The organism is Micromonospora sp. WMMD961 (assembly GCF_029626145.1).
Lineage (GTDB): Bacteria > Actinomycetota > Actinomycetes > Mycobacteriales > Micromonosporaceae > Micromonospora.
The window spans coordinates 6,409,600-6,422,779 of sequence record NZ_JARUBJ010000002.1; the positions used below are offsets into that span (position 1 = coordinate 6,409,600).

A 13,180-nucleotide genomic window follows, 5' to 3' on the forward strand; every position below is an offset into this window, starting at 1 on the left:
GAAACAGGGCGCGGGGGGCCCGGGACAGGGCCCCCCGCAGGGAAGGGACGGCTGGCTGTGCACGGCACAGCCGGGAAGGCTGGCTGATCGGCGCACGGGTGCCGCGGGTCGACCGTGGTCAACCTTCCTGGACGCGACTGGCATCTCGTCCATCCTGGTCAACGAGGCGCGCCGACGGCGGTGACGCCGGTCGGCGCGGCACCGCCAGACACGCCGAAGCCCGCCGGCGAGTGGCCGGCGGGCTCCGATGACGCGGTACGCCTGGATCAGGCAGCGAGCTTACGGGCGAGGTTCTCGTCGAGCGCGTTCATGAACTCGTCGGTGGTCAGCCACGGGGCGTCGCGCGAGATGAGCAGCGCGAGGTCCTTGGTCATCTGGCCGCCCTCGACGGTGTCGACGATGACCTGCTCGAGGGTGTTGGCGAACTCGGTGACCGCCGGGGTGCCGTCCAGCTTGCCCCGGTGGGCCAGGCCACGGGTCCAGGCGTAGATCGACGCGATCGGGTTGGTCGAGGTCTTCTCGCCCTTCTGGTACTGCCGGTAGTGCCGGGTGACAGTGCCGTGCGCGGCCTCGGCCTCGACGGTCCGACCGTCCGGGGAGAGCAGAACCGAGGTCATCAGACCCAGCGAGCCGAAGCCCTGCGCGACGGTGTCGGACTGCACGTCACCGTCGTAGTTCTTGCAGGCCCAGACGTAGCCGCCCTCCCACTTGAGCGCGGCGGCGACCATGTCGTCGATGAGCCGGTGCTCGTAGGTGAGGCCGGCGGCGTCGAACTCGGCCTTGAACTCGGCCTCGAACACCTCGGCGAAGATGTCCTTGAACCGGCCGTCGTACGCCTTCAGGATCGTGTTCTTGGTCGACATGTAGACCGGGTAGTTGCGGTCCAGGCCGTACCGGAACGAGGCGCGGGCGAAGTCCCGGATCGACTCGTCGTAGTTGTACATGCCCATGGCGATGCCGCCGCCGGGGAAGTTGGCGACCTCCATCTCCATCGGCGTGCCGCCGTCGGCCGGGGTGTAGGTGATGGTCACCGTGCCCGGGCCGGGGACGACGAAGTCGGTGGCCTTGTACTGGTCACCGTGGGCGTGCCGGCCGATGATGATCGGCTTGGTCCAGCCGGGCACCAGCCGCGGCACGTTGGACATGATGATCGGCTCGCGGAAGACGACGCCGCCGAGGATGTTGCGGATGGTGCCGTTCGGCGACCGCCACATCTTCTTCAGGCCGAACTCCTCGACCCGGGCCTCGTCCGGGGTGATGGTCGCGCACTTGACGCCGACGCCGTGCTCCTTGATGGCGTTGGCGGCGTCGATCGTGACCTGGTCGTCGGTCTCGTCGCGGTACTGGATCGACAGGTCGTAGTAGTGCAGGTCGACGTCGAGGTAGGGCAGGATCAGCTGCTCCCGGATCTGCTTCCAGATGATCCGGGTCATCTCGTCGCCGTCGAGCTCCACGACCGGGTTGTTTACCTTGATCTTCGCCATCGGCCGGCGCTCCTCTCGGGGGACACGTGCTCAAGCAGTACGAGCGTACTGCAATTGGGCCGGCGGCCCCCAGCCGGCCTCGACCGGCCGGCGGAAACCGGGCTGCGCGGAACAGGAATGCCCCGGAATCATCGCCCGATGCCGCTGAACCGCACCCTCGGGTCTATCACGGTCACCGCGCTCACCGACGCAGAGGGTGCCTTCTTCCAGCCGCGCGGGGAGGCGTTCCCGCAGGCCGCGGCAGCGCACTGGGAGGAGGCCGACAGGCGTGACCCCGCCTCGGTCACGGCCGACGGACGGTGGTGGCTGCCGTTCCGCAGCTTCGCGATCCGCGCCGGCGACGGACCGGTCACCCTGGTCGACGCGGGAATCGGCCCGGCCGACGCGCCGGCCGCGAGCTGGGCGCCGGTGCCCGGCCGGATGCCCGCCGAGCTGGCCGCCACCGGCATCGACCCGGCCGGAGTCGAGACGGTGGTGCTGACCCGCCTGCACAGCGACCACATCGGCTGGGCCGTCATCGGCACGCCCGGCCTGCCGTACTTCCCGAACGCGAGCTACCTGGTCCAGCGCGCCGAGGTGGACGCGGCGCAGACACTCGACCCGGGGCTGCCGGCCGGCCTGATCGCGCCGTTGCGCGCCGCCGGCCAACTCCGGGTGGTCGACGGCGAGACGACCCTCACCCCGGCGGCACGCCTGCTCCCCACTCCCGGCCACCAGTCGGTGCTCGTGACCTCAGCCGACGAACGGATGCTGCTCACCGGCGACCTGCTGGTGCACGCCGTGCAACTCGTCGACCCCGACCTGGCGTACGCCCACGAGGAAGACCCGGACGAGGCCCGCGCCTCCCGCCTGACCACCCTCCGAGCCCACTCCCCCACCATCCTGGCCACCCCCCACCTAGGCACCCCCTTCACCCCCCACCCCTGACCCCCACCCCCTGACCCCCGTTGATCATGAAGTTATTGCCCCGACACGCCGAGCTGGAGGGCAATAACTTCATGATCAACGGGGCCTACGCGAGGGGCGCGCCGGCTTGCCGGCGCGCCCCTCGCGTACTGCTGGTTCGATCACATGCTGGAGATGTCGCCCTGCTTCGCGCGGACGGCCTCGGCCGCCTCCAGGAGGCTGGCGCGCTCGTCGGCGTCCAGGTCGGTCTCGACGACCCGCTTGACGCCCTCGGCGCCGATCTCGGCCTCGACACCCAGGTAGACGCCGGAGATGCCGTACTCGCCGTCGACCCAGGCGCAGACCGGCATGACCTCGCCGGAGTCCTCCGCGACGGCCTTCGCCATCCGGGCGGCGGCGGCCGACGGGGCGTAGTAGGCCGAACCGGTCTTGAGCAGCGCGACCACCTCGGCGCCACCGTTGCGGGTCTTGACGACCAGCTCCTCGATCTGTTCGGCCGGCATCGCGTCGCGCAGCGGCTTGCCGTTGACGGTGCTCTTCGACGGCACCGGGACCATGGTGTCGCCGTGCGAGCCCAGGGTCAGCGTGCGTACCGACGCCACCGGCACGTTCAGCGCCTCGGCGACGAAGTTGCTGAACCGGGCGGTGTCGAGCATGCCGGCCTGGCCGAGTACCCGGTTCTTCGGGAACTGGGTGGCGAGCTGCGCCAGCGCGGTCATCTCGTCCAGCGGGTTGGAGACGACGATGACGACGGCGTTCGGGGCGTACTTGGCGACGTTCTCGGCGACCTGACGAACGATCTTGGCGTTGGTCTCCAGCAGGTCCATCCGGCTCATGCCGGGCTTGCGCGGCAAGCCAGCGGTGATCACGACGACGTCGGAGCCCTCGATGCTCTCGTAGCCCTCACCGTTGGGGCCGGTGGTAACGCCGACCACCTTGGTCTCGAAGCCCTCGATGGCCCGGGACTGGTTGAGGTCGAGCGCGAGGCCCGCGGGCTTGCCCTCCACGATGTCGGTGATCACTACGGTGTCGAAGACGTCGTACTCGGCCAGGCGCTGTGCGGTGGTAGAGCCGTAGAAGCCAGCCCCGACGACAGTGACCTTCTTACCCATGGTCGTCCCACTCCCTGATACCAGTCGGTTTTCCGGACCGTATCAGTCATCCTGGCACCGATCAGGCCAGGGGCGGCGGGCATCCCCGGGATGGGGCGAACGTCACCGGTGTCTCCGGCGCACGGTTCAGCCGCGCTCCGCGCGCTCCACCACGTTGGTGAGCAGCATGGCCCGGGTCATCGGCCCGACTCCGCCGGGCATGGGGACCAGCGCGCCGGCCGTCTCGGCCACCTCCGGGTCCACGTCGCCGGTGTAACGGCCCTTGCCGTCCGCCCCGATCACCCGCGTGATGCCGACGTCCACCACGACCGCGCCCGGGTTGATCATGTCGGCGGTGAGCAGGCCCGGTACGCCGGCCGCGACGATGACGATGTCGGCGGCACGGGTGTGCGAGGCGAGGTCGAGGGTGCCGGTGTGGCACAGGGTGACCGTGGCGTTTTCGGAACGCCGGGTGAGCAGCAGGCCGAGCGGTCGGCCGACGGTGTTACCCCGGCCGACGACAGCGACGGTGGCACCGCGCAGCGCCACGTCGTGACGGCGGAGCAGTTCGACGATGCCGCGCGGGGTGCAGGGCAGCGGGCCGTCGTAGCCGAGGACGAGCCGGCCCAGGTTGACCGGGTGCAGGCCGTCGGCGTCCTTGTCCGGGTCGATCAGCTCCAGCACGCGCTGGGTGTCGAGGTGGGCGGGCAGCGGCAGCTGGACGATGTAGCCGTGGCACGCCGGGTCGGCGTTCAGTTCGGCCACCACGTCGTCGACCTGCTGCTGGGTGGCGTCGGCCGGCAACTCCCGGCGGATCGAGGCGATGCCCACCTCGGCGCAGTCGCGGTGCTTGCCGTTGACGTACGCCTGACTGCCCGGGTCCGTCCCGACCAGGACCGTGCCCAGCCCGGGGGTGATGCCGCGTTCCGCGAGTGCCTTCACCCGGATTCGCAGCTCGTCCTTGATCTCAGCTGCGGTTGCCTTGCCGTCCAGAAGCGTCGCCGTCACGACCAGATCGTCTCACGACCGCCGCCCGCGGTTCCGACGACCTCGATCGGGCGACCCGTCGTCGACTCGATCAACACCGCCACCCGTGACCATCAGTGACGTGTTGCTAGTCACTCTGAGTGAACAATTGTTCATTCGGTCACCATCGAAACAGGCAGACCGATGGCCGCCGACAGGGACCGGACGGACGACACGACGAGTGCCAGTTTGATCCAGACCGTCGCATCAGACCCCGAAGACAACAGCATATTCGCAGGCAGACGACGTTTCGCATGATTTGGGCTAGCAGGCCGACACCAGGTCGACAAGGGGCTCGACCCCAGCCGTTACCCACCCGCAACCGCGGCGTTGTCGAAGCCTCGCCGCCGACCTACCGTTACCGCTTGTTGCGCAGCGTAAACCCAGCGTCGGGCCTGACTGCGCAGCGTGAGGAGATGAGGAGGCTCAATGCGAGTTCGTAGACTCGCCGCCTGGACCGCCCTCCCGCTCGCGGTGACGCTGGGCCTCGCGGCCTGCGGCAGCGGCGGAGACGGTGGATCCGGTGGCAGCGACGGTTCGGCGGTCAGCATCCAGATCGGCGAGCCGAAGCACCTGGTTCCCACCAACACCACCGAGACGTCCGGCGCACAGGTGCTCACCGGCCTGTTCAGCCCGCTCGTCGACTACGACGCCCAGAACAAGCCGTACGAGGTCGCCGCGCAGTCGATCACCTCGTCCGACAACAAGGTCTGGACGATCAAGCTCAAGGACGGCTACACCTTCCACAACGGCGAGAAGGTCACGTCCGAGGACTACATCAACGCCTGGAACTACGGCGCGTACGCCCCCAACGGTCAGGACAGCAACTACTTCTTCGAGAAGATCGCTGGCTACACGGACCTGCAGGGCAAGGAGCCGAAGGCCAAGGAGATGTCCGGCCTGAAGAAGGTCGACGACCTCACCTTCAGCGTGACGCTGGCCGACCCGTACATCGACTTCCGGACGATGCTCGGCTACACCGCCTTCTACCCGATGCCGGACGCCGCGTTCTCGGCTCCGGGCGTGCTCAAGGACTCCTACGAGCAGGCGCCGATCGGGCAGGGCCCCTTCAAGATGAAGGGCACCTGGCAGCACGACAGCAAGATCGATGTCGAGCGCTACGACGCGTACCCGGGTGAGAAGCCCAAGGTGAAGAACGTCGAGTTCCGGATCTACCAGCAGCTCACCGCGGCCTACGCGGACGTCCTGGCGGACAACCTGGACGTGCTGCCCACGATCCCGACCGAGAGCCTGAGCACCGCGCCGAGCGACCTGGGCGACCGGTACCAGACCAGCCCGATGTCGTCGTTCCAGTTCCTGGCGTTCCCGACGTTCGACAAGGACTACAGCAACCCGGACGTCCGTAAGGCCATCTCGATGGCGATCGACCGTGACGAGATCACCAAGTCGGTCTTCAAGGGCTCGCAGACGCCGGCGCGCTCCTTCGTCTCGCCGGTCCTGCCGGGCTACCGGGAGAACACCGCGGGCACGGCCGCCGAGTTCAACCCGACCGAGGCCAAGAAGCTCTACCAGGCCGCCGGTGGCCCGTCGAAGATCGTCATCTCCTACAACGGCGACGGCGGTCACAAGGACTGGGTCGACGCCACGGTCAACCAGCTCAAGGCCAACCTGGGTGTCGACGCCGTCGGTTCGGCCGAGCCGAAGTTCGCCGACCTGCTCACCAAGGTCGAGAAGAAGCAGCCGGTGGGTGCCTTCCGGATGGGTTGGGTCATGGACTACCCGACCATGGAGGACTACCTCGGCCCGCTGTACAGCACGAACGGCTCGTCGAACTACTACGGCTACAGCAGCCCGGAGTTCGACAGGCTGGTCAAGGAGGGTTCCGCCGCCAAGACGCAGGACGAGGCGATCGCCAAGTACCAGCAGGCGGAGGACATCCTGGCCAAGGACATGCCGGTGATCCCGCTCCGCTTCGGCGAGAACGTGTTCGGCCACTCGTCCAAGGTCAAGAACGTGGAGATGGACCTGTTCCAGCGGGTCAACCTCGTCAAGATCGAAGCGGCCAGCTGAGCTGACCATGGTGCGGGCCACCCGGGCGACGATGCCCGGGTGGCCCGGACCGCACCACCGGGGGCCGGGCCGCAACAGCGGGCCCGGCCCGACCCGGTGGCGCCGGCATCCCCGGGCCGGACGGCACGTCTCCGATATTTCGGGTACGACCAGAGATGCCGTCCTGCGACCCTTTCGCACATTTCCGGAGAGACTGCTAAGCATGTTCCGCTACATCTTGCGGCGCCTACTGCAGATGGTCCTGGCGTTCTTCGGGACCACCCTGATCGTCTACGCGCTGACATTCGCCGGGCAGGGTGACCCGATCCAGGCGCTCGCCGGTGAGCGGCCGGTGACGCCAGCCCAACGGGCCTACCTGACCGAGAAGTACCACCTGGACGCCACCGGCGTCGGTGGCTTCTTCTACCGCTACTTCGACTACGTGAAGAACCTGCTCCAGGGCAACCTGGGCGAGTCACTCACCGGTCGGAACATCGGCGACATTCTCCAGCAGGCCTGGCCGGTCACCGTACGGCTCGCGCTCATCGCGCTCGCCGTGGCGATCATCTTCGGGGTCAGTGCCGGAGTGATCGCCGGCATTCGCCGGGCCGGCATCTTCGACAACTCGACGCTGGTGCTGACCCTGTTGGTGCTGGGCATCCCGACCATCGTGCTGGCGCCGCTGGCGCAGTTCTTCCTAGGCGTCAAGTGGCAGCTCTTCCCGCCCACGGCCGGCTCCGACCCGTCGTTCTACGCGCTCCTGCTGCCAGGCATCGTGCTCGGCTCGCTGTCGCTGGCCACCGCGCTGCGGCTCACCCGCGCCTCGGTGGCGGAGAACCTGCGTGCGGACTACGTCCGGACCGCCCGGTCGAAGGGCCTGGTCAAGCGCCGCATCGTCATCGTCCACGTACTGCGCAACTCCCTCATCCCGGTCATCACCTTCCTCGGTGTGGAGCTGGGCAACCTGATGAGCGGCGCGATCATCACCGAGGGCGTCTTCAACATCCCCGGCGTGGGCTTCAACCTGTTCCGCGGCATCCGCACCGAGGACGGCCCCCTGGTGGTGGGCATCGTCAGTGTGCTCGTCGTGGTCTACCTGGTCTCGAACCTGGTGGTGGACGTCCTGTACGCCGTACTCGACCCGAGGATCCGCTATGAGTGAGCGCAGCGAACGAATCATCAGCGCAGCGTGCCTGGCCCCTCATGCCGGCGCCGAGCGCAGCGAGGTGCGGGCATGAGCGACTTCGAAACCGTGGCCTCCAGCGAGAACCAGGCCGCGCGGCGTGGCCCCTCGGGCGAGCCGGGAACACCAAACCAGGTCGGTACGCCGAACAAGCCCCGCAGCCTGGCCGGAGACGCCTGGCGCGACCTGCGCCGCAACCCGATCTTCTGGATCTCGCTGACGCTGGTGGTCATCTTCACCCTGATGGCGCTGCTCCCCGGGGTGTTCACCGCCAACAACCCGAACGACTGCCTGCTGTCCCGGCAGCACGCCGGGCCGTCCGGCGGGGCCATCTTCGGGTACGACTTCCAGGGGTGCGACACCTACTCCCGGGCGGTCTACGGCACCCGGGCCTCGCTGCTGGTCGGCGCGCTCGCGGCGCTCGGCACCGGGATCATCGCCCTGGTGATCGGCATGCTGGCCGGTTACTTCGGCCGGTGGGTCGACGCGGTGCTCTCCCGGGTGATCGACGTGGTGCTCGGCATTCCGCTGCTGCTGGCCGCGATCGTGCTGCTCAAGCGGGTGTCCAGCGACAGCCAGTGGGCGCGGATCGGTGCGGTCGTCTTCGTGCTGGCCCTCCTCGGCTGGACCACCGCCGCCCGGGTGGTCCGCTCCTCGGTGATCACCGCCAAGGAGCAGGACTACGTCGCCGCGGCGCGGATGCTCGGCGCCGGCAACAGCCGGATCATGTGGCGGCACATCCTGCCGAACTCGCTGGCCCCGGTCATCGTCGTGCTGACCATCGCGCTCGGCTCGTTCATCGCGGCCGAGGCGACGCTCTCCTTCCTGGGCATCGGCCTGAAGGCGCCGACCATCTCGTGGGGGCAGGACATCGACACCGGCCGGATCCACATGCGGGAGGCGGCCACGCCGTTGATCGTCCCGTCGGCGTTCCTCGCGCTGACCGTGCTGGCGTTCATCATGCTCGGCGACGCGATCCGTGACGCCTTCGACCCGAAGCTGCGGTGAGCATGCGAGCGCGAGGAGTGAGCGCGGCAGGCCCCGCAGTCGCGAGCGAAAGGCAGGCACCGTCATGACCGTTCAACCCACACCCGCCTCCGCCACGCCCGAGGGCGGCCACCTGCTCGAGTTGCGGGACCTGCACGTCGAGTTCCGCACCAACGAGGGTGTGGCCCGCGTGATCAACGGCGTGTCGTACCACCTGGACGCCGGCGAGACACTTGCCGTGCTCGGCGAGTCGGGCTCGGGCAAGTCGGTCACCGCCCAGGCGATCATGGGCATCCTGGACACCCCGCCCGCGTTCGTCCGCTCCGGCCAGATCCTCTACCGGGGTCAGGACCTGCTCACCAGCTCCGAGGAGCAGCGTCGACAGGTACGCGGCAAGGAGATCGCGATGATCTTCCAGGACGCACTCTCCGCCCTGAACCCGGTGTTCCCGGTCGGCTGGCAGATCGGTGAGACGTTGCGTCAACGCGGGGGCATGTCCCGGGCCGACGCCCGGCGGCGCGCCATCGAGTTGATGGACCTGGTCAAGATCCCGGGCGCCGCCAAGCGCATCGGCGACTACCCGCACCAGTTCTCCGGCGGCATGCGGCAGCGCGTCATGATCGCCATGGCGCTGGCGCTGGACCCGAAGGTGTTGATCGCCGACGAGCCCACCACGGCCCTCGACGTGACCGTCCAGGCCCAGATCATGGACCTGCTCGCCGACCTGCGCCGCGAACTCAACATGGCGATGATCCTGATCACCCACGACCTGGGAGTGGTCGCCGGTGTCGCGGACCGGATCGCCGTCATGTACGCCGGTCGGATCGTCGAGCACGCGGACGTCCGCTCGCTCTACAAGGCGCCCGCCCACCCGTACACCAAGGGGTTGTTGGAGTCGATCCCGCGCCTGGACGTCCGTGGCGAGGAGCTGTCGACGATCAAGGGGTTGCCGCCGAACCTGATGCGCATCCCGTCCGGCTGCCCGTTCCACCCCCGGTGCCCGTACGTCCAGCAGGTCTGCGTGGACGTCGTACCGCACGACCTGGTCCTCGGCGACGGCCGGACCAGCGCTTGCCACTTCGCGCAGGAGGTCCGTGATGACAGCGTCGCCCGCTAACCCCACCAAGGTCCGCGGCGAGGCCATCCTCTCCGTCGACAACCTGGTGAAGCACTTCCCGATCACCCAGGGCGTGCTGTTCCAGCGGCAGGTCGGCGCGGTCAAGGCCGTCGACGGGGTGAGCTTCGAGCTGCGTCGGGGAGAGACGCTCGGTGTCGTCGGCGAGTCCGGCTGCGGCAAGTCCACCCTCGCCCGGCTGCTGATGCGGCTGGAGACGCCCACCTCGGGAAGCGCGACCCTGGAGGGCCGGGACCTGTTCAAGGCCTCCGGTGGTGAACTGCGCCGGGTGCGCCGCAACATGCAGATGGTGATGCAGGACCCGTACACCTCGCTCAACCCGCGGATGACCGTCGGCGACATCATCGGCGAGCCGTTCGAGATCCACCCGGATGCCGCGCCCAAGGGCAGCAAGCAGCGGCGTGTCCAGGAACTGTTGGACCTGGTCGGGCTCAACCCGGAGCACATCAACAGGTACCCGCACCAGTTCTCCGGCGGCCAGCGTCAGCGCATTGGCATCGCCCGGGCGCTCGCGCTCCGGCCCGACGTGATCGTCTGCGACGAGCCGGTGTCGGCGCTCGACGTCTCCATCCAGGCCCAGGTGATCAACCTGCTCAAGCAGTTGCAGGACGAGCTGGGACTGTCGTACATCTTCATCGCCCACGACTTGTCCGTGGTGCGGCACATCGCCGACCGGGTCGCGGTGATGTACCTCGGTCGGATCGTGGAGATCGGCACCGAGGACGAGATCTACGAGCGGGCCACCCACCCGTACACCCAGGCTCTGCTCTCCGCCGTGCCGGTGCCCGACCCGGAGGCCCGCGACCAGCGCACCATGATCCGGCTGGTCGGCGACGTGCCCAGCCCGGCCGACCCGCCGAGCGGGTGCCACTTCCGCACCCGCTGCTGGAAGGCCCAGGACATCTGCGCCAAGGAAGATCCGCAAGCGGTCCCGAGGGCGGCCGACCCGCACCCGTCCGCCTGCCACTTCGCCGAACTCCACCCCACACCCTGACCCGTCCGCCTCACACGTCGATCATGGAGTTGTGGTGGCCGATTTATCGACCGATACCCCTTTTGCGGGGCACCACAACTCCATGATCGACCGGGGCGGGGGGCGGGGGCGGGGGGTTAGTGGAAGAAGTGGCGGGTTCCGGTTAGGTACATCGTCACGTTGGCCTTCTTGGCCGCTTCGATGACTTCTTCGTCGCGGATCGAGCCGCCCGGCTGGACGATGGCGCGGACGCCGGCGTCGATGAGGATCTGCGGGCCGTCGGCGAACGGGAAGAACGCGTCCGAGGCCGCCACCGAACCGCGGGCCCGGTCGGGGCCGGCGCGGTTCACCGCGAGCTGCGCGGAGTCCACCCGGTTGACCTGACCCATGCCGACGCCGACGGTGGCGCCGTCCTTGGCCAGCAGGATCGCGTTGCTCTTCACCGCGCGGACCGCCCGCCAGGCGAACGCGAGATCGCGCAGCAACTCCTCGTCGGCGGCCTCGCCGGTGGCCAACCGCCAGTTGGCCGGGTCGTCGCCGGAGGCGTTCACCCGGTCGGCGACCTGGGACAGCACGCCACCGGTCACCTGCCGCCACTCGACAGTCGCCGGGGTCCAAACCGGCGCGCGCAGCAGCCGGATGTTCTTCTTGGCCTGCAACACCTCGACCGCGCCCTCGTCGAACCCGGGGGCGACCACCACCTCGGTGAAGATGTCGGCGACCTGCCGGGCCAGTTCGACCGAGACCGGCCGGTTGACCGCGATGACGCCGCCGAACGCCGACACCGGGTCGCAGGCGTGCGCCCTGCGGTGCGCCTCGGCCACGTCCACGCCCACCGCGATGCCGCACGGGTTGGCGTGCTTGATGATCGCCACGGCCGGCTGGTCGGCGAAGTCGTTCGCGGCCCGCCAGGCGGCGTCGGCGTCGACGTAGTTGTTGTACGACATCTCCTTGCCGTGCAACTGCTCGGCCTGGGCCAGCCCCGCCGGGGCGTCCGGGTCGGTGTAGAGCCCCGCCGGCTGGTGCGGGTTCTCGCCGTAACGCAGCGCTGTCGACTTGCGCAGCGCCAGCCCCGCGAACTGCGGCCACCCGTCGTCGGCGGGCGCCAGCTCCTGGGCGCACCACTGGGCCACCGCGACGTCGTACTCGGCGATGTCGGCGAACGCCCGGGCGGCCAGCGCGCGGCGCTGGGCCAGGGTGAAGCCTCCCTCGGCGAGCGCGCCGAGCAGCGCCGGGTAAGCGGCCGGGTCGGTGAGCACGGCGACCGAGGCGTGGTTCTTGGCGGCGGCGCGCACCATGGCCGGGCCACCGATGTCGATCTGCTCCACGCACTCCTCGACTCCGGCGCCGGAGGCGACGGTCGCCTGGAACGGGTAGAGGTTGGAGACCAGCAGGTCGAACGCCGCCACCCCCAACTCGTCGAGCTGCGCGACGTGCGTGTCCTTACGCAGGTCGGCCAGGAGGCCGGCGTGCACCTTCGGGTGCAGGGTCTTCACCCGGCCGTCGAGCACCTCGGGGAACCCGGTCACCGTCTCCACCGCCGTCACCGGCACGCCGGCGGCGGCGATGGTGCCCGCCGTGCTGCCGGTGGACACGATCTCCACACCGGCGGCGTGCAGGGCCTGGGCCAGGTCGGCCAGCCCGGTCTTGTCGTAGACGCTGACCAGCGCCCGCCTGATCGGGCGGCGCCCGTCCTGAGTGGGACTCACGGAACCGTGACCTTCCTTCCGGTGATGGTCCAACCTTCGCGGACCAGACGGCCGACCTGCTCGACGAGCTGGCGCCGCTCGGCTTCCTTGATGCGCTCGGTGAGCGTGTCCACGTCGTCGTCGTCGAGCACCGGCACCGCGACCTGCGCGACGATCGGCCCGGTGTCCATGCCGGCGTCGACGAAGAAGAGGGTGGCACCGGTGAGCTTCACGCCGTAGGCGAGCGCGTCACGCGGGCCGTGGATGCCGGGAAACGCCGGCAGCAGGGTGTTGTGGGTGTTCAGGTAGCGGTCGCCGAAGGCGGCGAGGAAGTGCGGCCCGACCAGCTTGAGGAAACCGGCGGAGATGACCAGGTCGGGTTGGTGCTTCGCGACGTGCGCGGTGAGCGCCCGGTCCCAGTCCTCCCGGGTGTCGTGGTCCCGGACCCGCTCGACGAAGGTCGGCACCCCGGCCGCCTCGGCCCGGTCCAGGCCCGCGATGCCGTCGCGGTCCGCGCCGACCGCCACGACCTGCGCGCCGTACGCGGGGTCGGCGGCGGCATCCAGCAGCGACTGGAGGTTGCTCCCGGAGCCGGAGATGAGGACGACGATGCGGGCGACAGGCGCGGGCTCGGTCACCGGGCCACCCTATCGGGCAGGTCAGCACGCCCTTCGGCTGGGCGGCGCGCCGATCTCTG

General features: G+C 69.2%; 11 protein-coding genes. 6 read left to right on the forward strand and 5 right to left on the reverse strand.

Translation table 11 applies throughout. The features are described 5' to 3' along the window. Positions 1 to 266: 266 nt before the first annotated feature. A complete protein-coding gene (locus O7614_RS29255) occupies positions 267 to 1,484 on the reverse strand; it encodes an NADP-dependent isocitrate dehydrogenase (protein ID WP_088987690.1) in 1,218 nt (405 codons plus the stop codon). A 138-nt stretch (positions 1,485 to 1,622) separates the two neighbouring features. Here O7614_RS29255 and O7614_RS29260 point away from each other — a divergent pair, with 138 nt between their 5' ends. Beyond that, positions 1,623 to 2,411: an MBL fold metallo-hydrolase gene (locus tag O7614_RS29260; RefSeq protein WP_278141614.1), complete on the forward strand. Its 789-nt coding sequence runs from the start codon at positions 1,623 to 1,625 to the stop codon at positions 2,409 to 2,411. A gap of 140 nt (positions 2,412 to 2,551) precedes the next feature. On the opposite strand, the gene O7614_RS29265 is transcribed toward O7614_RS29260, so the two are convergent. Together O7614_RS29265 and O7614_RS29270 are read right to left on the reverse strand one after the other, a co-directional pair. Continuing rightward, the gene (locus tag O7614_RS29265) at positions 2,552 to 3,502 is read right to left on the reverse strand and encodes a malate dehydrogenase (protein WP_112583765.1); all 951 of its coding nucleotides are present in this window, start codon (positions 3,500 to 3,502) and stop codon (positions 2,552 to 2,554) included. Positions 3,503 to 3,628: 126 nt separating this feature from the next. After that, positions 3,629 to 4,489, reverse strand: a complete 861-nt coding sequence (locus tag O7614_RS29270; RefSeq protein ID WP_278141615.1) for a bifunctional methylenetetrahydrofolate dehydrogenase/methenyltetrahydrofolate cyclohydrolase — start codon at positions 4,487 to 4,489, stop codon at positions 3,629 to 3,631. Between the two features lie 447 nt (positions 4,490 to 4,936). On the opposite strand from O7614_RS29270, the gene O7614_RS29275 reads away from it, so the two are divergent. From O7614_RS29275 to O7614_RS29295, 5 genes are all read left to right on the forward strand, one after another. Continuing rightward, positions 4,937 to 6,538: an ABC transporter substrate-binding protein gene (locus O7614_RS29275; RefSeq protein ID WP_278141616.1), complete on the forward strand. Its 1,602-nt coding sequence runs from the start codon at positions 4,937 to 4,939 to the stop codon at positions 6,536 to 6,538. A 202-nt stretch (positions 6,539 to 6,740) separates the two neighbouring features. Continuing rightward, complete coding sequence (locus tag O7614_RS29280; RefSeq protein ID WP_278141617.1) at positions 6,741 to 7,679, forward strand: ABC transporter permease; 939 nt, start codon at positions 6,741 to 6,743, stop codon at positions 7,677 to 7,679. 72 nt (positions 7,680 to 7,751) lie between these two features. Continuing rightward, positions 7,752 to 8,708, forward strand: a complete 957-nt coding sequence (locus tag O7614_RS29285; protein ID WP_278141618.1) for an ABC transporter permease — start codon at positions 7,752 to 7,754, stop codon at positions 8,706 to 8,708. Between the two features lie 64 nt (positions 8,709 to 8,772). Then, entirely contained in the window at positions 8,773 to 9,804 is a 1,032-nt protein-coding gene (locus O7614_RS29290) for an ABC transporter ATP-binding protein (RefSeq protein ID WP_278141619.1), read from the forward strand. Next, the gene (locus O7614_RS29295; RefSeq protein ID WP_278141620.1) at positions 9,785 to 10,816 is read left to right on the forward strand and encodes a dipeptide ABC transporter ATP-binding protein; all 1,032 of its coding nucleotides are present in this window, start codon (positions 9,785 to 9,787) and stop codon (positions 10,814 to 10,816) included. The genes O7614_RS29290 and O7614_RS29295 overlap by 20 nt, the downstream gene beginning before the upstream one ends. 116 nt (positions 10,817 to 10,932) lie before the next feature. Here the strand turns inward: O7614_RS29295 and purH are convergent, their stop codons facing one another. Next, the gene (gene purH / locus O7614_RS29300; RefSeq protein ID WP_278141621.1) at positions 10,933 to 12,504 is read right to left on the reverse strand and encodes a bifunctional phosphoribosylaminoimidazolecarboxamide formyltransferase/IMP cyclohydrolase; all 1,572 of its coding nucleotides are present in this window, start codon (positions 12,502 to 12,504) and stop codon (positions 10,933 to 10,935) included. After that, positions 12,501 to 13,121 carry a phosphoribosylglycinamide formyltransferase gene (purN, locus tag O7614_RS29305; RefSeq protein ID WP_112583771.1) on the reverse strand — a complete coding sequence of 207 codons (621 nt, stop codon included), beginning with the start codon at positions 13,119 to 13,121 and terminating at the stop codon, positions 12,501 to 12,503. The genes purH and purN overlap by 4 nt, the downstream gene beginning before the upstream one ends. Positions 13,122 to 13,180: the final 59 nt, after the last annotated feature.

What these genes read in the sequence shown, in the direction of transcription:
- O7614_RS29255 (WP_088987690.1), bottom strand. Translation starts at nt 1,484, where the DNA reads ATGGCGAAGATCAAGGTAAACAACCCGGTCGTGGAGCTCGACGGCGAC.
- O7614_RS29260 (WP_278141614.1), top strand. Translation starts at nt 1,623, where the DNA reads ATGCCGCTGAACCGCACCCTCGGGTCTATCACGGTCACCGCGCTCACC.
- O7614_RS29265 (WP_112583765.1), bottom strand. Translation starts at nt 3,502, where the DNA reads ATGGGTAAGAAGGTCACTGTCGTCGGGGCTGGCTTCTACGGCTCTACC.
- O7614_RS29275 (WP_278141616.1), top strand. Translation starts at nt 4,937, where the DNA reads ATGCGAGTTCGTAGACTCGCCGCCTGGACCGCCCTCCCGCTCGCGGTG.
- O7614_RS29280 (WP_278141617.1), top strand. Translation starts at nt 6,741, where the DNA reads ATGTTCCGCTACATCTTGCGGCGCCTACTGCAGATGGTCCTGGCGTTC.
- O7614_RS29285 (WP_278141618.1), top strand. Translation starts at nt 7,752, where the DNA reads ATGAGCGACTTCGAAACCGTGGCCTCCAGCGAGAACCAGGCCGCGCGG.
- O7614_RS29290 (WP_278141619.1), top strand. Translation starts at nt 8,773, where the DNA reads ATGACCGTTCAACCCACACCCGCCTCCGCCACGCCCGAGGGCGGCCAC.
- O7614_RS29295 (WP_278141620.1), top strand. Translation starts at nt 9,785, where the DNA reads ATGACAGCGTCGCCCGCTAACCCCACCAAGGTCCGCGGCGAGGCCATC.